This is a genomic window from Variovorax sp. PBL-H6, assembly GCF_901827155.1.
GTDB lineage: Bacteria > Pseudomonadota > Gammaproteobacteria > Burkholderiales > Burkholderiaceae_C > Variovorax.
Genome location: NZ_LR594660.1, coordinates 609,666 through 629,211, shown reverse-complemented (window position 1 = coordinate 629,211; position 19,546 = coordinate 609,666). Strand labels below are relative to the sequence as shown.

Below are 19,546 nucleotides of genomic sequence, written 5' to 3'. Positions count from 1 at the left end.
TGGCGACGGCGGTTTCCGCAGTTGCCGTTAATCCGGTTGCTGTGCCCAAGCAGGTGGCGCCGTGGATGCCAGCGCGGACAGAAGGGCGGGTCGTTTGAAGGGAATGCCGAAGTCTGCTTCCAGCCGTTTCATCAGGTCAGGGGAAAGTCGCCCTCGGTAGTCGCTCTCCTGGGCGTTGCCCATGATGAGCATCATCGGGCTGGCAGCCTTGATGTTGAGCCGCATGCCCAACTGCTGACTCCACAGCATCACCGCCTCGAAGCCCCCTTCTACGACGAACATGAGTAGCATTGGCGGGGGCGCGTGCGTACGGTCCTGAAGCTTATGCAACTGCACCCACGAAGCGCGGACATCGACCGGGCTTTTGGCGCCCTTGGCCACCGCGAGGAGCGCTTCTGCAAAGTCCTTGCACTCCATGGACTCGGGCTTGCCGCCCAGGGCCCTGAAGTGCAACGTTACCTGGTCGACAGCGTCGTTGGCGAAGCGAACCTTGACCCGCTCACCACAGTTGTTGAACTCCTCGAAGAAATGCGCCAAGCCGACGAAGTCGACCTGGTTGTAGTTCACGTAGGGCGGAGGTCTTAGCCCCTTCTCTACCTGAGAGAAGTCGGGGGTCACCCAAAGTCCGAGAATCCGTTTGAACGTGGCCATGCCAGAAGCTCCAATGGGCCCGAGGTTTTGCCGCGGGTACACGCAGGGAACGGCCGCCTTGTCGGCCCGCAGCGATTCGTATCCTGAAGAACGGTTCTACCTCGCCATTCGTCATCGGTACAGAGACAAAGCGCAAGAAATAAGACGCATGCGTCTTGTCGAAGGCGAAAGCGCTGCCTCACCAGCAGTAGTCCGTGCACCCGACCTTCGTCGGTTGGGTGTCGCTGGCCAATATACCGTCGGGATTGAGATAAAAAAACCAATTCCACTTGGCATTCTGGTTTTCTGGGCGTATATGCCCAGCGGAATGCAGGTGGTGCTTCGGAGGCCATGACGCCCGGACTTGGCGAGCCCCTAGCCCAGCTCGTCTCTACACCTGGAAGGCCACTCTCAAGGAAGCTCAACATGATTCAAACACGCGTTCTTCGCACAAGCGAGCAGAAGCACCAAGTCTTCGCCGGACAGCTCAAGGAGATGGAGACCAGCCTGGTCTACTTCGACCCGTACACCGCCCGGCATCGCTCGTTCATCGCTGCGATGGACGGAGAGCAAGTCATCGGCCTGGCCGCACTGAAGGAGGAGTCGACGCGCATTCCCGGCGCGATGACCATCACCTTCGTTAGTGTTCGTGAGGACCGACGCAACCAGGGCGTTGCCAAACTCCTCGTCGACGCGCTCTTCGACTTCGCGGAAGCCGAAGGCAAAGCGCTGGCCAACACGCAGTACGAAGAGGAGGGGCTGCTGTACCTGAAACCCGCTCTCGAGGCAGCAGCGTCCAGGCGTCCGCACGTCGGGTTTCACGAGTTCCCAGTCGCTCATTGACACAGTCTGTTCGCAGCTCCTCCGGGGGCTGCTTTTTTTCTGGCCGCGTGGTCGCGCGCCTCGAAAACGTGCCGCTGGCGAGGTGCCGGGCTTCGAAGCTGCTAGGCTCCGCTGCCAACAAGAGGGGTCGACGATGGTGAAGATGAAGACGAAGGTCAAGGCTTGGGAGCAGGCGATGGTCCGCGGCTTGGCGCTCGCCTTGTTTGCAGGGGGCGCGGGTGCAGAGAACTACTCTTTTGACGGGGTCCGGCTCGAGGTTCCCATCCCACCTGGCTTCTGTAAGCTCGAGGAGCACGGGCCCGACGCGGTGCTTCGTAAGGGAATCGCTCCGACACTCGGCCCGGAGCTGCGGCTGCTGTTTGCGGTCGTCGATTGCCCAAGCCTGCCAACCTTGCGGAAGGACCCGGGCTATGACGGTGACGTGTCCTTCGGCATGGTTGCTCTCATGCAGAAGGACGGAAAACCAGCTCCGATGAAGAACACAGTCAGGGACCTGGCCGTGGGGCAAGCGGGCAAGGCTCCTGAGCGCGAGCGTGTTCGCAGTCAGGTCGAAGCGTGGATGCGAATGTCGGGGCACCCCAATGTCACCGAGCGCAAGGAGCTCGGGATAGCCGACGTCGACCGCAACGGGATTTACGGACTCGCGACCGTCAAGGCCCGCGGGCGTACGAATCCGGCGCTCCTCGTACAGACGCAATCGATGACCGTCGTGAATGGGATGGGCGTTGTCGTAACCATCACCGAGCCCGTCGGGCCGCGGACGACCGTTGCCGGCATCCTGGCAGAACAGAAGCGTAACTTGGCCGCGTTGGTGTCTGCTAACGGCCCCTGAGTGGCTGCCTGACACCGCCGCCGTCGAAGGAGGTCGCACCCGAGCGCCAGAGCTCGTCAACAGTCGGGCGGAAAGAAGTTTTTCGTTCAATCGCCATATGGCTGCTCGGACGAGGGAGGCTGCAGCCTCAGCGCTTCAATGAACGCCGCGTCGTCTACCCTCGACACCGGGCATTGAGCGGCCGCCACCGGCCCCGCGGGTGCGCTAGGTCACTTGGCGGACGACGCTGTCGAGGTCCTTCCCCGCTTTGTTCTTCCAAGTCTTCCAGCCGTTCATGTTGTTGCCAACCACGATTGCAGCGGCAGCGCTCGGCGTCGGAAACGGATAGGTCTGCGTGAAAATCAAATGCTCGCCCTCCTGCTTGAGCACTCCAGCTGCTTCCAACTTTTGGCGCTTCACGTGAAAGCTCTTGTCTTTGAAACTGTCGGTGACGCTCAGACGGGCCTTTGAGCCCTTCAAAACAACCAGCCCTTCAGCTGTGTAATGGCCGCGAGCGTCAGTGCCTGCTGCATTGCAATAGTAGAGCTCGAGGTTGGTTTTGCTCTCAACAGCCCCCGGCTTCTCAAACAGGAAAAAGCCGAGGGTGCTCATGAGGGTCTCCCCCGTATCGAACAGCTCGTCGCACTCAGACTCGAGCGGCTTTGAGGTATTCAGCTTGTTGCCGTTGGTGTCGTTCTCAATGACGCAACGGCCCGCCTCCTTGGCTTTTTGAATGCAAAGTCGCTCCAGATAGAGCGAATGCGTCGTCGTCAGGCTCTCCGCACGACTGAGCAGGACCACGACGCGCTGCCAGAAATCCTTCTTCTTCTGGTGCTCGACCAAGCGTTTCTTGAGGTCGGTTGTCTGGCCGATGTAGACGAGGGGCTTTGCGGCCTCCTCCGCGTCTCCGAATAGGAAGTACACCGCGCCACCGGCGGCCTCGGGCATCGCCAGGAACTCCTTCAAAAGAGCGCGCGGCACGTCGATGACTCTCACGATGCGCGTGGTGATTTCCGCTTGGCGAATTCCTTGGGGGTCTCCAGAAGGGAGGAATATCTGAATTGTCTTGGCGCGGGAGGACATCGGGTTCTTCTTGTGAGTTGACGGCGCGAACTCCTAGCTCGCACCAAAAAAGACGGGCAGTATCCGGCAAATCCTGACAGGTTAGATTTCCGATGTGGATTGCTCGACTTGCTTTCCGGACCCGAGGGATTCCGCCTCTGATGTCGCGGCGGCAATCGCATCCTCAACCGCTTGGGCTGCCGGGTCCGATTCCGAAGCCTCCTCGAGCTCAGGCAAGCGCCACTCCCGATACTCGACCAGCGAAGGCGCACGCTCCAGAGCGCCCAGAGGCTCGATGCCCATCGCCTTCAGGCGAGCAAGCAGCTCCTCGACGACCTCGTCTCTCCGCAGCGACCAGGTCGAAGCGAAGCAGCGCCAGAACGTCCAGCCGGCTCGCTCGAGCACGCGCTGGCGGCCCATGTCGGCCTGCCAACGGTCGGGCCCGTGGAACTCGTCCCCGTCACATTCGATGGCCAGGCGAGCATCGTCAGCGCCTTCGACCACCATGTCGATGCGGAAGGAGCCTGCCTTCACCTGCGGCACCACGCGATAGCCGCGGCTGTAGAGCTCGGTGTAGACCTGTTTCTCGAAGCCAGATTCGCACAGCTCGATGAGCGACTTGGCCTGGTCGTCCTTGAACTCCTCCATCGGCCGGCTGAAGTGCTCCAGGAGCCCACGGCGCAGGTCCAGGTGCGACAGGTCTGACATCTGAACCGAGCGCACCAGGTACATCCGGTCTCGTGCACGGCTTGCCGCTACGTTGAACCGCTGCTCGGAACTGTTGCCGGAGAGCGCCTTCGAGCGCTGCGGGTCAGCGACCATCGAGAGGAACATGATGTCGCGTTCGCTGCCCTGGAAAAGGCGGGCGTCGCCCACGTCGAACCGCCGGCGGATGAGTTCCTTGGCATCTAGGCGCTGACGCACCAAAGTATCAATTCTCTTGGCCTGTTCGGGGCCCAGGAGTGACACGACCCCGATGGTCCGGCCGGCAAGCTGTGGGTTGGCGACGATGGCCTCGATTTCCGCCAGGATGCACTGCGCTTCCAGGCTGTTCTCGTCCTTCACGCCGCGCATGCCGCCGGGCACGAAGATGTCCACAAGCGGAGGGTCGATGCGCTCAGAGGCCTTCGGAATGCGCAGGGGCTGGATGCCGTCGTAGAACCTGTCGCTGTAGGCAATGATGGCCGGCACGCAGCGGAAGTGTTCCCGCAGCATCACCTTCTGGGCCGCGAAGACGGTTGAGGCGATGTCGTAGAGCGACTTCTCCGGCGTCAGCACGGTCGCGTACGGCTGCTCGCTCAGGAACCGGTCACGCAGTTCCTGAATTCGAACGGCCGAGACGAAGCTGCCGTCGGGCGAGACCTGCTTATCGTCTCCGACCACCAGAATCTTCTTGCCGCGCAGCACCGCGGGCAGCGCCCACAGGTCCGACTGGCTTGCCTCGTCGACGATGACGAGGTCGAAGGCGCCAAGCTGCGCCGGGAGGCTCTCGGACACCTTGGCGTGGCTCATCACCCAGCAGGGGATGGCGCCCTGCGCGTCCAGCATCGCTTTCTGCGCGTCGCGACGGTGCCGCGTCGCATTCGGGCCGGTGCCCATGCCGATACGGCGGACCGCTGTCCGGTAGGTCTCCAGTGCCGCCAGCACTCTTGGCGAAGCTCCGAGCTTGGTTGAGAGCCAGGCGGATTTGGACACGACGCTCTCGTAGAGCCGGGCGAGGCCTGCCTCCAGGTCTCGCCGGCGCGCCGCGAGTGTGCGCAGCTCTTCGCGCGATTCGATGGCATCCAGATGGGCGCGGACACGCGACCACGTCCAGGCCTCGCGCCAGCTGACTGGCAGGACAGGGTCATCTCCAGACGCGTCGACCACCGAAGTTCTGATTCGCACAGCAAGCTTGGCGGCGCCGGCGCGCTCCAACCTGTCCGCCACGTCGTTCACCAGCGCCAGGTCATGGCCGAGGCCTTCCACTCGGCGCACGTCACTCACGAGCTCCGCGTATCGTGCCGTGGCCCGTTCAACAGGGATGGCTGTGTTGCCTAGCTCATTCGCAACGAAGGCGCGCAGGGCGTCGGAGACCGGACCGGTCGTTCCCGCAAGCTTCTCCTGCAGCGTCACCAGGGTCGTGGCTGCCTTGGCCAACTCGAGACGGGTCAGATGACTGCGCAGATGGCGCTGCATCTCTTCGAGCTGGGAGGACAAGCCACGCAGCAGCATCTTTGGAGGGTTCGCAAAAACGCGTTCTCCAAGAGCCGGCAACTGCGCGTCGAACTGCATGGCTAGCGTGTGTGCCTTCCTGGCAATGCCCGTGACCAGCTCAACGCGCCGCAGCCCGACCACGCCACCCTTGAGCTCAGGCAAGGAGAGAAGGTCGGCGACCTCGTTCCACCGCACGCCGAACGAAAGAACTTGTTCGTGGAGCGCCAGGTAGCGGTGCACGTGCTTCCAGTGGTCGACGGAGGCAGGCGCCAGGCCGCTTACCCGGATGGCATTCACGAGCTCCTTGATGTCGCTGCCGCCGAAGCTCATGAGACCAAAGGGTTTGCCGGTTTCCGCAGCGCGCTGCACGGCTTCGCGCACCTTCGGCTGCGCCAGCGCCTGCTCAGGCACCTCCACCGGCGTCTTCAGGAACTGGGCGCGCGCTGCAATCAGCTGCTCGATGTTGGCAAAGAGTGCCTCGAAGGCGGCCCGTTCGCTCGCAAAGGTCGCCTGGCCACACTTCTTGCGCAGCTCCAGGGTCCACAGCTCGCCGGATTCCTCGAGCTCGAAAGCGAGTTGCCGTGCCTCCTCGACCTTTGCCAGCAGGCGACGGGCGTCATCCAATACCTCAGGGGTCATGGCGCGCAACGCCAGCAGGCCTCCATTGGCTTCTGCAGCCTCGATTTCGCGCAAGCTGACCAGCGCGTCGTGCAGCTGGGCCACCTCTGCAGCTGGCAACAAGGCGTTGCTCGAAGGGATGCGGGCGAGGGCGTAGTCCAAGTCTTGGCCAAGCCGGCGACGGGCTTCACGGGTCTGGGCGGCCAGCGCTGCGTCCATGGGCGGCGCATGCGCGGCATCGAGCGACAGCGCGTCATCGAACCATGCGTGCTTCTCCTGGCCCGAGATGACCAGCTCTGCCATCTTTTGCGCGCGCATCTGCACCCCGTCGACCTCGATGTCCGAGAGCTGTGCCATCGCAATCGCGTCCACCCGTCGGTCGATGGTCGCGAGCTCCTCGTGCGCGCGGTCGATGCCGCTGCGCTCGGTGCGAATCTGCTCGTTCACCACCTCGGGGTTGAGCTGCGAGACGTTGTGGATGATGGCCTCGATGGAGCCCTGAAACTGGCGCATGCCTTCGCGGTCACCGGAGAGGAGCGCCACGGTCAGCGGCCGGACGGTCTCCGGAATCTTGGACTGCAGCACCTCGAGCGCCTGCTCGCCTTTGGAGGTCACCAGCACCTTACGCCCCGTGGCCAGGTAGTGGCAAACGATGTTGGCGATGGTGTGAGTCTTGCCCGTCCCGGGCGGGCCTTGCACGGCGACACCACTCGAGCGTTCGAGCTGCTCGACGATGGTGACCTGCTCGTGGTTGTAGGGCAGGGGGAAGAAGAGCTCCTGCACCTGGTTGCGGCCGCCGTAGTTGCCTGAAACACCGGAGAGCCCGCGGAACGCGACCGGCACGTGCGTGGCCAGTTGGTCCGATGGTGGCGTGACCAGCGAGAGTGGCCCGAGAGGAATCTCGACGCCGGGCGTGAGGCGCGCCTTCAGGCGCTCGATGTCCTCTTCCAGGTAGTTGACGGACTTCGGGCGGGACAAAAGAACCCATGCGTCGGTGACCACCAGGTCCTCGCCAGGCTTCGGGAAGGCCTCTGCTCCAGGCTCGTAGCGCCCCTTGTCATGCAGGTTGCCGGCGATGAGCTTGAGCAGGTGCTCGTAGCTGCCCGAATCAAAGGGGCTCACTGGGCGGTCTGCGCTCTTCTCCAATGCCGCGCGAGCGGCCTTCTCGACCTCGGGCGCGCTGAGCAGCTGGCAGGCAGCGAACGCATCGAACGAGAACTGCGGGCCGACGGCGCGCGGGCGCAGCTCAAGCGCTAGCGTGCGGTCATCCATCCCGACCTCGAGAGCCTGAGTGATGAGCGGGTACTGGAAATCGACGACCGATGTCGTGCCGCGCTCAGTGTAATTCAGCTTCCAGGCTGACACGCCCACGCCCCAGACGAGCTCATGGGGCTTGGCGGTCTCCTCGGCCTCCAGCTGATGCTTGATGGCAAAGAGGTCGCCGTAGAGCGCGATGGTCTTGCGGCGGGGCTTCTCGCCGGTGGCCCAGGCTGTCCACAGCTGGGTGTACGCCCCAAGGGCTTCTTCGAGCCGGGTACGTGCTTCGGCGACAAAGACGACCCGCTCCTCGGCGAGCATGGCTTGGGTCGCAGCTGTCATCCGATGCTCAAACGCGACCTCGTCGATGCTCGGGCGGGCGCCCGTGGGCTCGCGGTGCGCGACGATGAGGGGCTTCCACTCGTCGTTCGGCAGCGCCGGCGGCGGGTGCGCTTCAAGGCGCGCCACCTTCAGCCACACATGGTCGCCGTCACCGGCCAGGTCGAAGTCAACACCGGGCAGGCCTTGGAGGTCGGGCTTTGCCTTCTGGAAGCCGCCCTGGCCAGAGAGCTGGAAGGCCGTGGGGTCGACGGTCTTCGCTTGCTCGAGCACGTAGTCGAGCAGCTTCTTCATCAGGTCGGGCGCGTTCATTGGGCACCTGCTTTCTCGAGCTCGCGCGCGGCCGGCGGGTTGGCGCTCAGGCCGTGGGTCCGGCAGTAGTCGAAAAGAAGTTTTTCGAGGAGGTTCGTCTGGCTGCGCTGCTCGTGAGCTGCGGCTCGCTCGAGGAGGAACTTGAACTCAGGCGTCACTCTGAAACTAATCGAGACGTTCTTCTCTGCGGCCATTTGGCTCCTCTTTGCTTTTATCGGCTGTATAGAGGTTCACCATACAAGACTTCGCTGTGTTGCCGACTGCTTGCGGCTCAATGAACTGGTGCACCTGTGAAGTTGTTTGCACCATCGCTTGCTGTGACGGGCAGGACAGGGCAGATGGGCGGCTCAGCCCTCGGACGAACGGCCGTGCAACGCCGCCGACGAGTTCAAAGGACAGGTTCAAAAAGCTGAAAAGGGCCACTTCTATGTTGTGTGGTCCAGACTTTCCAGCCGACGTCCCGCGGCAGGGCGGCCAAGGTGTTCCCTCGGGATGAAACCTACGCAGCCATTGGCCCATGGATGATGCCGGAGTACGCGTTCTCGAGCGCCTGTGCCAAAGCTGAAATCATGAGACAGTGCCGCCGTGCCATGGCTGTGTATGCGACGCGGCAGGCTAAACTGATACGCTATAGGCTACGTTTTAAAGGTAGAATTCAAAGATGACGGTTTTAAGCAAGCTAAGCATTTCCAAGGCGGTTGTCCGCCATGCTGCGCTTGCACGATGTCTGTGCGCGAATCACGTCAACCGATTCCCGCAGCCATCGAACGAACCATCATGCATCTCAAAGATTCCCTCTCGGGCGCGCTGAAGCGCGTCGAACCCACCGACGTTTCAATCTACGCTTGCGGCATCACGCCGTACTCGTCCGCGCATGTCGGTCACGCACGCACCTATGTCGTCTTCGACCTCCTGAAGCGCGTCCTCACGGCGCAGGGTCACCGTGTGCGCCTGGTGCGCAACATCACAGACATTGACGACAAAATCATCAACACGGCCAAGACGGCCGGCGTTGCCTGGCACGAGCTCTCGGACAAGTACGCCGAGGAGAACCGCCAGCTGATGCGCGCCACCGGGCTGGATGTTCCGGAGGAGCCGAAGGCGAGCGAGTACCTGGCCGACATGTTCTGGCTCATGAAGCAGCTCATCGGCCTGGGGCTGGCCTACGTGGCGAGCACGGGTGACGTGCTCTACCGGGTGAGCGCCTATGACGGTGCACTGTTGATGCCCCACAAGGAAGGCGCACTTCGCTCGGAGCAAGGCGCCACGCGGGTGAGTACTGACGGCAAGGAGGACCTGCGGGACTTTGCGCTGTGGAAAACCACTTCTCGGGATGAGCCTGGCTTCGAATCGCCCTGGGGCTGGGGCCGCCCGGGCTGGCACATCGAGTGCTCCGCAATGATTCGCGCGCTCTTTGGCGGCAGCGTGACCATCCACGGAGGCGGCGTCGACCTCAAGTTCCCGCACCACCAGGCGGAGATGATGCAGTCGGAGCCGGTGTTCGGCCGGCCCCTGGCCGAAATCTGGATGCACAACGGCTCGGTCCTGTCCGATGGTCGCAAGATGAGCAAGAGCGAGGGCAACTTCGTCACTTGGCAGGCGGCCCTCGACTCCGCGGAGGCGTTGGCGCCGGGCCTGGGCGGGCAGCTGCTGAGCTTCGCGCTGGTGCAGGCTCACTGGCAGAAGCCGCTGGACTGGAATGACAAGCTTCTGGCGTCCACCCATGCGGACGTGCTGCAGCTCACCCAGGATTTGGCTGGCGTTGTGCCTGGGACAGCGGATGCTCTCATTGAGGTTCTGGCGGACAACCTGAATGCACCTGCCGGCAGCTTTTGGCTGAAGCAGGAGCTCAAGGGCGGCACACCTGCGCGATTGGCGGCCGGTCTGCACTTCTTCGGTATCGACGTCGATGCCTGGGCCCGCCTGCCCCGTTCGGCCGCGGTGAGCTTGAGCCACACGGACATCGACGACCTGCAGTCGCAGCGACAGCAGGCCCGGGCTGCCAAGAACTGGGCGCTCGCCGACGAAATCCGCCAGCGGTTGAATGCCCATGGCGTTGCCGTCAGCGACGCGCCCGTCGCGCAGCTGTAGTCCGACTCGGCTCGAAATTCCATCCCCAAGGACGCCTTGTGCCGCGAGAACGATGGCAAGCCTGCACCTTGCGAGGAGGCATTTTGGGCAGCTGACGGCCGAAAACAAAATGCCCTGCATCGCAGGGCTTCCTCCGACTCTGGCAAGGACTACTGGTCGGAATGCCCGCGGGCCTTTGCTGCATGCGAGCTCGCGTGCCACAGGCTTTCGAACACTTCGTAGGCCACGATGAGTCCCAGAAGCTCATGCATGCCCAGCACGGCAGCGCATGCCGTCGGGCCCAGCTGAGAGGCATGCCACAGCCACATCGCGAGCGGCGCCAGCATGACCCCGTTCGCCACTGCATCGACCAGGCCAAGCCAAGAGCTCAGGCGGAGCTGCGCTTTGGGCAGGAGCCGACGAACGCACGCACCGAAGGTGCGGGCCCACCTAGGCTGCTCGTTTCCGTAGCGGGCCAGCACATACGCTTTCGCGGGGGCCCCAAACAAATGCACCGAAAGCTTGGCCGCGACGTAGATGGCGGCCAGGGCGTTCGGGTCGGTGAAGACCGATACCGCGTCGGCCAGGTTCTGCGCCGCCAACAGGCCGCGGGCCACCGCGAACACGCCCGCGCTGTGAGCGGCTTGCGTGCCCAGCAGAAGGAAACCCCAGAGTGTCAGTTTAGTGCTCACTTTCGGCTCCTTGCATGATGTGTGCTGTGGTGGCAGCGCGAGGCTTGTTGAACTCGGCTTCGAGCAGATGAGGTGCAAAACGCTCCTCGTGCTCGCGCTTTTGGATGGGCGCCGGCGGCTGGGTAGGTTCTGGCTCGTGGCCGCCTCCGTGGGTATCGCCGTGGGTTCCGCTGAAAAAGGCACCAAGGGATAAGCCGAGCGACACGGCGACGGCGGTTGCCAGCCGACGCACAGCAGGTTCCTTCAGGCAGGCGGTCGCGACGGCGGTGATGACCTGGACGATGGGGCTGAACACGACAATCTCCGGTTGGGTTTTAGATGACCCAATCATCCGGATTGAAACGGGAAAGTCTTTAGGGTACTTTGCGTTGACTCTAAAACGTTCCCTGAACTCGCCGCCCGGGCTACTGAGCCACCGCGCAGCACGGTCCGAAAACCGTCGTCAGGGCGTTTCAGGGGGCCGAAAGACGAGGGCCGGGAAAACCCCAGTGCCTTGTCATCGGGTCGGGGCCCCTCGTCGCAGTGCTCGGCTCAGCGGACCGTCGTATTCGGCGGAATTCTGCCATGCGTGCGGGCGTGGGGGTAACGTCCAGGCGTGGAACCTTCATATCAAGAACGCGTTTTTTGGGCAGAATTCTCCGCTTCGGGGAATCCTCCTCGACGGAGGACAGGCATGGCAGCGCAAGACGCAGAGGATGTCGATGGTGCCGACCAGGGCCGGGAGGTCCGAGACGCTGGCGACGCAACCGATGAGCTTCGCCGAGAACTGGTCGACCCAATCGTGCAAGGTCTGTTGTGCTACGACCCCACGGGAAGCCGAGATGTCACCTCCATCCAGGCGGCGCTACAGAGGTGGGAGGGGCTTTGCGACCAGGCGACAAGCGCTGAGTTGACGCCAGAGAAGATGTGGACCTACAAGGATTGGCCCTCCAACAAGCGTCACGACAGAGTGCTGGACCTCGGGTGTGGCGATGCAGTCATCGGCCACAAACTGATGAATGCGCCGAATGTCGCCGCCTACGTCGGCGTGGATAAGGAATCGGAACGGCTCAAGGCTGCGCAGCCCTCCAAGTTCATGCAGGTTCTCGTCAGGAACCTCGAGGAAGACGACCCCTTCGGATTCATAGACACGAAGGAGATGCCGAACATCATCCTGGCAATTCGGCTTTTCGACCACATCGCTGACCCGGCTAAGCTTTTGCTCGCACTCGGGCAGCTGTTCGAACCGGGCCGGGAAGGAATCATGTTGGTGGCGACGAGCAACAGGCGCTATTTCAAGAAGGACCTGGGTCCCGAAGACTTCAGCACTGAAAAGCAGGATGAGCCCTCCTTGACCGAGTGCCGGGATGGGCTCCATCGGCATTTGCGGTCCCGAACGGCGATGAGACGACACTTCCGAGACGCAGGCTTTCACGTCTTCGACGAGGCCTCACCCCTCCTTCCGGCGAGCATCGACCGTCTCAAGGGTTTCACAAAGCGCAACGGAGACCACGCGGTAGCGCCATTCCACATCTGGTTGCTTGGGATATACAGCACACGGCGCATTCAGGCCTCACGCAAGGACATCGACAAGTGGGTTGCAGAGCTCGCGGCCGCGCGTAGAAGTCTCGGGCCAGAGGAAAACCCCGGTCCGGCCCACTTGCTGCTGAGCGCCATCAGCGACGATATCCTCCCTGGTGTGCATTGGCGCACGGTTGCCGTCAACCATCCGATAGCCTACAAGCACAACACGGCCGGCCAGGTCTTCATTGTTGAGAGTGGACGATTCGGAGCCTACCTTCCTGGTACTGAGCCATCCCCGGCCCTCACCGTCAGTGCGGAGCCTCGAGTGGTCTTCGACCCCAACGAGGTGTTTGGCGAGCTCGAGGTGTTCAACCAGGACAGGGAGCATGACCGACGCTACGTGGCTTCGGTCTATGCCATGCCGGGCGAAGACAAGGCTGCCAAGTTCTACAACGTGTTGGTCCTTCCTGTGAAGCCGACGGTGCAGGCCTTGATGGGGGTGGCCACGGTGCTCGGCAACCCCATGCTGCAGGATTTGCGCACGAAGAGTTTGGAGTCGAATTTGCGCTATCACGCCCAATACAACGGCGTGGAGCGCTTCAGCTTTACCTCCCCGACCGGGGTGACCACGACTGTAAGGCCGGCATTCGTCATCGTGGTGGCATCGCTGCTCGCGTTGGCTCTTGAAGCGGACAGGGAAAAAGGGCTGTACTCGCTCGATGGACGGCGGGTGGTCTATATCGACCGAATCGACCTGGCAGCGGAACGGCTGCTGCGCCGGTCAGGATTCAAGGACGCGAATGCCATCAACGGAGCTCTGAAGTATCTCCAGGCCGCGGGCATTATCGGGGTATTGAGGCCTGTGCCTGACGTCGCAGCCGAACGGGTGGCAGCAGCGGCGCGGCTGGAGCTTGCGGCGAGCGAGCTGTACGGCGTTCGAAAGGCCACGGCTAACGTTCCTGGCAGCAAGGAGGTGTTCGACGGATTCATCAGGAACAGCTATATATGCATGGTGCTGGTGGAGCGCGAGATGGCGCTGCGCAAGTTTCTCCTGGAGCCCACTCAGGCGCTATTCGATGAGACAACGAGGGGAATAGCGGCCCAGGACCCCGCCAGCGCGGAGACGCAGGAGTACTGGCGGGCGGAAATGGACAAGGTGAGCATGCAGTTCTGGAAGCGGCGCATTGAGGTCGGTGCATGGGCTTACGACAGTCTCGGGTTCCCGTTGTCGAAGTTCGCGGGAGCGAAGCGGCCGGCCAGAGTGCAATGACCCACGGAGATGGCGACGGCCGCGTCGTTCAGTTGGGGAAGAGTGGCGGTATCTCCAGCATCTCCGTCGGGGGCCCGCGTCCTGGCAACATGGCTGTTTCACACTCGTCCGCCACCTTCTTGAGGTCCCAGGGGCCTATTGCCCGCCTACGGGCCACACTGGATGGCGTGCCGACGGCCGCAAGGACGCTTACGCCGACGTACAGCCACACGTTGCCGCGCATCTCAGCCTGTTTGAAGGAGCAAAACCGTTCTGCTTCGAGGCGGACGTAAACGCTAAAAGGGCGTCCAAGCTCCAATAGTGCTACGTCCTCCACGACGCTGCCTCTCACCTGCGAAACGTGCCCAAGTCCCCCGGCGCGCAACTCAGCGGTGCTCGGCTCTCCCTCCTGCTCCAGCGGCTGTGGCGGCCTCATTGCTTGAGCTGCGAATTCTCCGAAGCTTGGCGTTGCTATAGCGGCGGCTGTGCTTAGCCGGCGGGTGGTGCGCACGCCGGGGCCAAGGATTCTGGGTGTGAAGTACAGCAGCTGCTCACCATAGTCCAGGGCAATGCTGCCCGCACCGGACGTGAAGCCCAGGAGCTGGCACTCAATCACTGACTCACCGGCTTGGGTCATTGGGCCCAACTTGCAGAATGAGGTCAATGGCTCCACCTCTACCGTCTCCTGGGGTTCCCCTCTTGGAGTGCCTGCAACTTGCGCCTGTTCCAGGAGTCCTGAAGAGGTACTCAGCGCGAGAACAGCGCTCATCAAAATTGCTGCTGGCAGGGAGACTGCAAGCAGGACGAGTGCCGGCGCGGTGAGGATGGAGGACAAAAGACCTGCCCACCTGCGGCGAAAAAGGGCTCCCGCAAGGCTCCGGGAAGCGCGAATCGCCGCGACCACGAGAGCGAGATACAAGGGGACTAAAGCCAAGTACGACAACAAGCTCGCAACAAGCCCCGCATACATGGCGGTCGGCAGCTCACGGGGCGAGGTGGGCACACTGTTGAAGTCGTAGTTGCCTAGTCCAAGCACCCCGCGTATTGGTGCAAGCGGAACCAAGGCGCCCGAGACCAGAAATGCAATCAGCCAGGCGCTGAGCGCGAGGGCGAACGTCGTCGCGGCCAGCAGTCGGACACCGTGGGCAGCGCGACCATTTACGAGCTTCGCAGCAAACCAAGGGACCAGCGCCCAGGCCAGCCCGAGAGCAAGCAAAGGTACAAACGCCGCGAGGTATCGCGATGGCGTCAGCACGTTGCCGAGCGATACCGCCAGCGAAAAGGGGTCTACTATGCGCGGCCCATGGGCGAGCACTGGGTAAAGGACGCTGAATAGCGCGGTGGACACCAGGAGCACGCCAACCCAGCCGAGGACGCGCCTATCGGCCTCCAATTTGCAAAGCTTGTCGACGGGATGCCGACTCATCAACGTGCCGTAGCCGTGGATGACGGAGCCCCACACCCGCTTGACCAATTCCAGCCAGCCTGCAAGCCAGTCTTCCCCTTCGGATACCAGAGGAAGCCGCTGCCGCAGCTTCTGGGTCTCCTGTGCCATCCTACGGGAACGGGACCGAAGTGAGCCCCCGGGTTTCCGCGCTGCGGACCCTCTCAAGCTCCAACGCCTTTTTGGGTGGGCCATCCTTCGCTCCTTCGCCCACATCATCAAGGCGCGGCGTCACCTTGGCAACTCGTTCGGAGCCGGCCATGAGCTAGGAGCCAGGCCCAGCGACCGTCCGCGCTGGGCGATTCGAGAGGGCTAGCAAAAGAAAACGAGCCCAGAGGGCTTGTTTGCAGCCAATCAGGCTAGTCGTCGAGGAGGTCGGCGCCGCCGTCGGGGGCCAGCTCGGGCACCAGCATCGACACGGCAAAGCCGATGCGCTCCATCGCATGTGAAATCCGGTGGAAGCCGAACCAGTGCACATCTTTGACCGCCGGGCAATCCCCATAGGGCTGCTCGTAGCTCAGAACGTAGCCCTTGTCGCGGCCGTCGGCATAGCGCAGACCGATGCCCGCATCCTTGTGACCAGGTACCAGTGAGCCGCGCAGGAACGTATTCAGGCAGGGCCGTTTGGGATAGTTCACCCCGGGCATGTCATCAGAAAACCTGTCCGCAGCTTCTGCAGCCAGGCGGAGGACGTCCTTGATGCTCAGGTTGCTCCCGGTGTACTGGTCGAACGTACCGTGGTAGTCCGGGGAATCCAGCAAGGCTGGGTCGTCCCAGAACTGCCGGATGTGCAGCGTGTGCCGCCCGAAACGTTCCTCGAGGACCACGACCCAGTTCGTGCTCTGTGTTTCCACGACGAACGCCTTGACGACATGCGGCGGTAGCTTCTCGCCGCCAATCAGGCCGAGGAGGCCCTTTGCGCCGGCGGGTACCTCTTCTGCCTCCACCTCGCGATGAGGGATGAAGTAGCAGTACGCGTCGTTGCCGAACTCGAACGAGTTGCTGGCGTCGTGGCCCTCGGCGACCAGCTTGTCGTAGAGGGCGACGTATCCTGCGAGGACGCCTTGCACCGCCAGGCCGACGTAGTTGGCCATCGTGCTCTCGAGCTCGAGGTTGCGAAGGGCCGCCTTGTCGCGGCGCTTGAGCTCAAAAAGCTCGGCCAGGACGACGGGGCGCTCCAGAAGCGAAAACTGCTCGCAGCAGCCGGCCTCCATTGCGACGCGCAGGGACGCGGCGAGCGTCTTCAGCTCTGTCATGCTTTTCATGTTCGTTTCCTTGTTGATTGACCTTCCTTGTGTAGGAAGCTGCAAACAAGGGACGGGGTAGGCTTCTCCGAAAACATCACAAGCTGGCGCGGTGTGCCTGGGTTGCGCCTCACAAAGCAATCAAGTCTGCTGGACGTTGCGCTAACCGGCCGCTCCGATTGCCCGCTGTTGCCCTTTAGTGGCCGCCGGGTGCGGCAGTTTGCCAACGGGCATCGCCTAGACCCCATAGAACTCGCGCGTTTGATGTCCATTGAGGGCCGTACCCTGACTTTTGCAGGGTCCGTAAATCAAGTTGCTGATTGAGCGCGCCAGCGATGCGGCGTCCTGCTGGGGAGGAGGCGGTATGCCATGCACGAGCATCATCTGCCGTACCTCTCGCACAGTACGTCGCCTGCTGAAGGGCTCGAATACCCAATCACCGGGAGCAACGTCGTCACGCGCAATAAGACCTGCGAGCGTCTTCAATCCAAGGCGAAAGTCGACGCTCAACGCCTCTACGCTGAGGTAGCGGCGATGCTCGAGAGTTCGAAGGTTCCAGGCGAACCACTTGTGCAGGACTGTGTCTCTCAGAACCTCATGGGCGGAGTTGTAGTTTTTCGCGGTGCCCCAATAAGTGTTTAGCAGCGCCTGCTCGCCTGCAAGCATTGCCTCTCTCGTCTCGAATCTCTCGATGATTCCAAAACGAAAATCAGACAGCCCCCAGCCGTTCTTCTGAATGTCCAAGCACATCAGATGGTTCCCGACTCTGGCTGTGCGGGCAGCTTTAATAGCCCGCCGATGTTCTGCCCACCGGCTTGAAGTATTGCTCGTCGACCCAACGTAGAACTTGCCGTTCCGCTCGTTTTTTATCTTGTAAGTGACAAACGGACGTTCGCTTTCCATCATTCTCCCTTTCTACGCTTCTTCCGTTTCTAGTGTTCCGTGTCGACGCCAACTGCTGACCTGACCGGGGTTCAAAGGACTCTAAACGGTAGCGTTAAGTGTTTTAGAGTCATCAATGATACAATGCAGCCATCGGGTATTCCGCCCTAAAACACAAGGGTAAGAAGAATCGAATGAGCGAAATGAACGGCTGGGCCTGGTTTGCCCTTTGGTATGCGACTGGCCTGCTGACAAGCTTGTTCTGGCCGCTCAGATATCGCAAGAACATGCGTCGGCGCGACTGGGATGTTGTGCTCAAGCGGTTGCCCTTGATGGCGCTCTGTGGCCCGTTGGGCCTGATTCTTTTCTTCCCGGTCTAGGCCGACGAGTTCCTCAGCCGACAAGGCCCGGCCATGCCGGAAAGGGCGTGGCCGTGGCAGGAGCCGTTGTGCCTTCCTGCTTGTCCGCAATGCCAGCTGCCCCTTCCGCTACCGCGGTCGCCGAATGAGCTTTCAATGTACGCTGCTGGAGGGCCATGTGGCGTGACAGGACTGAAACGGCCAACGCCTGAGGCACACCGTCCAAGTCGCCCAACTCGAACTCCACCTGGTCGCCGGCGTCGAGCTTCCCTTTGCCTGCGACGACCTGTGAGAGGTGGAAGCTCACCTTACCCGACGTCTTGCTCGCAATGAGCCCTCGGCCCGTGATGCGGTTGAAATCAGCGACTTTGCCGGTCATTCTCATTCAGCACTCCATCCTCGTTGTTGCAGCATTTTAGGCGCGCATCTGATGCACTCCGATGCGGACTAACGCGCACTCCGTTGAGACCGTTTGCGGCGGCCCGCAGCGGTAGACTGCAGCCTGGTGGCTTCTGAGAGGACCGCAATGAAGACGACGAAGGCTTGGGTGCGAGGAGAGGGCGTGGTCCTCGAGATGGACCTCGAGACCGGAGACGCCCGGATTGAGTGTGGGCATTTGGGCAGGCTCACCGCTCGTGCCAAGGAGGTACGAGCCGGCGCCAAGCTTAGCGTTGGGCAGCGGGTGGACTTCGACATCGTCGTTTGCGGCGGGACCGCCTCGGCCGTTGACGTTCGGGTGCTTCCAGAAAAAGCCGGTGTAGCGCCCCGGCCAGCGCCCGTCTACGGAAGGGCGAGCCCCAACGTACTCCGGCCAGGGCCGCTCGAACCTGGTTCCGCAAGCCGTTCTGCCAGGTCCGCGGGGCCGCGGGAGGTCCCGGCTTGGCCACAGCGGTCGCCGCAACCGGTCTCGACCGGACAAGGAGTTTTCTCTCGCCTGCCGGATGAGCGGACGCACCCAAATGCTGCCGGTGCTTCCCAGGTGCAAGTTCTGCCTAAGGCCCGGCCGGCGGCGCCCGCCATGGAGCCAAAGCCCAGAACGGCGCGCCGCCAACGCCCGGACGTCACGGAAACGCATGACCGCTGCGGACACTGCGGAAAGCTGATGGTCCCAATACTCGTTGTCAGAAAGGGCAGGGCGGTCCGCTCTCTGTGTCGGTTTTGCGGGGGCACGCACATCGATTTCACGAAGAGCAGCGGCGCCGGGGTGGCGGCCGCGCTGTTGTTGCTCGGCCTCCTCGCGAGCTGAAGCTCGAGCCTAGAACACTTCGTAGAGCTTCTTCTCGCGGCCGCGCGGGTCAAGCGCGCTGCAATGTCGGATTGCCTTGGGCGTTTCGGTATAGCCCTCGACCGACTTTCCAGGCAGGACCCGCAGTCCGGTGAGCTCGAGCTTCACGAACTCGCGGTCGCGCACGGTCCTCGACGAATAGTCCGAGATGTGCTCTCCGCCCTTGCCCTTGCGGCCATCGCCCGAGGTATTTCCGAACAAAAGGGAAAAGTCTTCGTCAGGCGCCACGACAGCTGAGCCCGTCGCTAGATGCTTCGGCCGAGGCCTTGCAGGCGGGACGTAATCTGGAGTCATGGTCACCGGGGGAAGGTCAACCTCGCACTGCACGGTGAGCCCGGTCAGCACTGACTGGCTGGCGTTGAGCACGTCCACGTACAGCGCCTTCCCATCCTTCTTGAACGAGACACCCAGCTTCTGGGCATCCTCTGTTGGTAGCAGTCGGTCCGCAGCATGGCAAACCGACGTGAACAAGAGGGCGGTTGCAAGGATTGGCAGCAGGGGTTTCTTGAGCATCTGTTGGTGGCGGGTGGTCGGCTGCGAGAGTGTATTGCCGGGCGCGAGGTACCAAGAACGACTTTGTCACGAAGGGCGCGAAGAAGACCCCCGGCGAACGAATCGCCAGGGGGCAAAGCCAGCCGACAAAGGGAGGAGGAGGGAAAGACTGTCGGCCGCGTGAGCATCTTCAGCCCACGCCGGCGATTCTACGCGTCGGGACGGTGGGCCGCGTCTTCCGAACTCGGCCTAAGACGC

The 19,546-nt window shown here is 62.4% G+C and carries 16 protein-coding genes; 5 read left to right on the top strand and 11 right to left on the bottom strand.

From position 1 onward, the window contains the following. Positions 1-27 precede the first annotated feature (27 nt). Complete coding sequence (locus G3W89_RS31360) at positions 28-651, bottom strand: hypothetical protein (RefSeq protein ID WP_068674517.1); 624 nt, start codon at positions 649-651, stop codon at positions 28-30. Between the two features lie 405 nt (positions 652-1,056). Here G3W89_RS31360 and G3W89_RS31355 point away from each other — a divergent pair, with 405 nt between their 5' ends. Together G3W89_RS31355 and G3W89_RS31350 are read left to right on the top strand one after the other, a co-directional pair. Then, positions 1,057-1,473, top strand: a complete 417-nt coding sequence (locus G3W89_RS31355; RefSeq protein WP_068674515.1) for a GNAT family N-acetyltransferase — start codon at positions 1,057-1,059, stop codon at positions 1,471-1,473. Between the two features lie 133 nt (positions 1,474-1,606). After that, positions 1,607-2,305 carry a hypothetical protein gene (locus G3W89_RS31350; RefSeq protein WP_068674513.1) on the top strand — a complete coding sequence of 233 codons (699 nt, stop codon included), beginning with the start codon at positions 1,607-1,609 and terminating at the stop codon, positions 2,303-2,305. Positions 2,306-2,509: 204 nt separating this feature from the next. Here G3W89_RS31350 and G3W89_RS31345 read toward each other — a convergent pair whose 3' ends face one another. The 3 genes from G3W89_RS31345 to G3W89_RS31335 form a co-directional block, all read right to left on the bottom strand. Beyond that, positions 2,510-3,367, bottom strand: a complete 858-nt coding sequence (locus tag G3W89_RS31345) for a GIY-YIG nuclease family protein (protein WP_162570787.1) — start codon at positions 3,365-3,367, stop codon at positions 2,510-2,512. Between the two features lie 81 nt (positions 3,368-3,448). Continuing rightward, positions 3,449-8,068, bottom strand: coding sequence for an AAA domain-containing protein (locus G3W89_RS31340; RefSeq protein ID WP_068674509.1), 4,620 nt, complete (start codon positions 8,066-8,068; stop codon positions 3,449-3,451). After that, positions 8,065-8,262: a hypothetical protein gene (locus G3W89_RS31335; protein ID WP_068674507.1), complete on the bottom strand. Its 198-nt coding sequence runs from the start codon at positions 8,260-8,262 to the stop codon at positions 8,065-8,067. Before G3W89_RS31335 ends, G3W89_RS31340 begins: the two co-directional genes overlap by 4 nt. Positions 8,263-8,845: 583 nt before the next feature. Between G3W89_RS31335 and G3W89_RS31330 the strand changes: the two genes are divergently transcribed. After that, complete coding sequence (locus tag G3W89_RS31330) at positions 8,846-10,159, top strand: CysS/YqeB C-terminal domain-containing protein (RefSeq protein WP_162487205.1); 1,314 nt, start codon at positions 8,846-8,848, stop codon at positions 10,157-10,159. 149 nt (positions 10,160-10,308) lie between these two features. On the opposite strand, the gene G3W89_RS31325 is transcribed toward G3W89_RS31330, so the two are convergent. Both G3W89_RS31325 and G3W89_RS31320 read right to left on the bottom strand, forming a co-directional pair. After that, a complete protein-coding gene (locus G3W89_RS31325; RefSeq protein WP_068674505.1) occupies positions 10,309-10,830 on the bottom strand; it encodes a hypothetical protein in 522 nt (173 codons plus the stop codon). Further along, complete coding sequence (locus G3W89_RS31320; protein ID WP_068674503.1) at positions 10,820-11,125, bottom strand: hypothetical protein; 306 nt, start codon at positions 11,123-11,125, stop codon at positions 10,820-10,822. Before G3W89_RS31320 ends, G3W89_RS31325 begins: the two co-directional genes overlap by 11 nt. A gap of 378 nt (positions 11,126-11,503) precedes the next feature. Here G3W89_RS31320 and G3W89_RS31315 point away from each other — a divergent pair, with 378 nt between their 5' ends. Beyond that, positions 11,504-13,603: a class I SAM-dependent methyltransferase gene (locus G3W89_RS31315; RefSeq protein WP_068674501.1), complete on the top strand. Its 2,100-nt coding sequence runs from the start codon at positions 11,504-11,506 to the stop codon at positions 13,601-13,603. Between the two features lie 28 nt (positions 13,604-13,631). On the opposite strand, the gene G3W89_RS31310 is transcribed toward G3W89_RS31315, so the two are convergent. The 3 genes from G3W89_RS31310 to G3W89_RS31300 all read right to left on the bottom strand — a co-directional run bounded on the left by G3W89_RS31310 (position 13,632) and on the right by G3W89_RS31300 (position 17,176). Then, on the bottom strand, positions 13,632-15,137 hold the full coding sequence (locus tag G3W89_RS31310; RefSeq protein ID WP_068674499.1) for a hypothetical protein: 1,506 nt from the start codon (positions 15,135-15,137) through the stop codon (positions 13,632-13,634). 248 nt (positions 15,138-15,385) lie between these two features. Beyond that, on the bottom strand, positions 15,386-16,282 hold the full coding sequence (locus tag G3W89_RS31305) for a hypothetical protein (protein ID WP_162577744.1): 897 nt from the start codon (positions 16,280-16,282) through the stop codon (positions 15,386-15,388). A gap of 225 nt (positions 16,283-16,507) precedes the next feature. Continuing rightward, positions 16,508-17,176 (bottom strand): GIY-YIG nuclease family protein, encoded by a 669-nt coding sequence (locus G3W89_RS31300; RefSeq protein WP_162577743.1) that lies wholly within the window; start codon positions 17,174-17,176, stop codon positions 16,508-16,510. 170 nt (positions 17,177-17,346) lie between these two features. On the opposite strand from G3W89_RS31300, the gene G3W89_RS31295 reads away from it, so the two are divergent. After that, on the top strand, positions 17,347-17,532 hold the full coding sequence (locus tag G3W89_RS31295; protein ID WP_102905932.1) for a hypothetical protein: 186 nt from the start codon (positions 17,347-17,349) through the stop codon (positions 17,530-17,532). A gap of 13 nt (positions 17,533-17,545) precedes the next feature. On the opposite strand, the gene G3W89_RS31290 is transcribed toward G3W89_RS31295, so the two are convergent. After that, positions 17,546-17,896 (bottom strand): cold shock domain-containing protein, encoded by a 351-nt coding sequence (locus G3W89_RS31290; protein ID WP_068674495.1) that lies wholly within the window; start codon positions 17,894-17,896, stop codon positions 17,546-17,548. A gap of 870 nt (positions 17,897-18,766) precedes the next feature. Next, the gene (locus G3W89_RS31285; RefSeq protein ID WP_162570790.1) at positions 18,767-19,309 is read right to left on the bottom strand and encodes a hypothetical protein; all 543 of its coding nucleotides are present in this window, start codon (positions 19,307-19,309) and stop codon (positions 18,767-18,769) included. Between the last annotated feature and the right edge of the window lie 237 nt (positions 19,310-19,546).

Coding starts and splice junctions, on each gene's coding strand:
- G3W89_RS31295 (WP_102905932.1), top strand. CDS start 17,347: ATGAGCGAAATGAACGGCTGGGCCTGGTTTGCCCTTTGGTATGCGACT.
- G3W89_RS31340 (WP_068674509.1), bottom strand. CDS start 8,068: ATGAACGCGCCCGACCTGATGAAGAAGCTGCTCGACTACGTGCTCGAG.
- G3W89_RS31330 (WP_162487205.1), top strand. CDS start 8,846: ATGCATCTCAAAGATTCCCTCTCGGGCGCGCTGAAGCGCGTCGAACCC.
- G3W89_RS31310 (WP_068674499.1), bottom strand. CDS start 15,137: ATGGCACAGGAGACCCAGAAGCTGCGGCAGCGGCTTCCTCTGGTATCC.
- G3W89_RS31300 (WP_162577743.1), bottom strand. CDS start 17,176: ATGATGGAAAGCGAACGTCCGTTTGTCACTTACAAGATAAAAAACGAG.
- G3W89_RS31285 (WP_162570790.1), bottom strand. CDS start 19,309: ATGCTCAAGAAACCCCTGCTGCCAATCCTTGCAACCGCCCTCTTGTTC.
- G3W89_RS31335 (WP_068674507.1), bottom strand. CDS start 8,262: ATGGCCGCAGAGAAGAACGTCTCGATTAGTTTCAGAGTGACGCCTGAG.
- G3W89_RS31290 (WP_068674495.1), bottom strand. CDS start 17,896: ATGAGAATGACCGGCAAAGTCGCTGATTTCAACCGCATCACGGGCCGA.
- G3W89_RS31355 (WP_068674515.1), top strand. CDS start 1,057: ATGATTCAAACACGCGTTCTTCGCACAAGCGAGCAGAAGCACCAAGTC.
- G3W89_RS31350 (WP_068674513.1), top strand. CDS start 1,607: ATGGTGAAGATGAAGACGAAGGTCAAGGCTTGGGAGCAGGCGATGGTC.
- G3W89_RS31315 (WP_068674501.1), top strand. CDS start 11,504: ATGGCAGCGCAAGACGCAGAGGATGTCGATGGTGCCGACCAGGGCCGG.
- G3W89_RS31345 (WP_162570787.1), bottom strand. CDS start 3,367: ATGTCCTCCCGCGCCAAGACAATTCAGATATTCCTCCCTTCTGGAGAC.
- G3W89_RS31360 (WP_068674517.1), bottom strand. CDS start 651: ATGGCCACGTTCAAACGGATTCTCGGACTTTGGGTGACCCCCGACTTC.
- G3W89_RS31305 (WP_162577744.1), bottom strand. CDS start 16,282: ATGACAGAGCTGAAGACGCTCGCCGCGTCCCTGCGCGTCGCAATGGAG.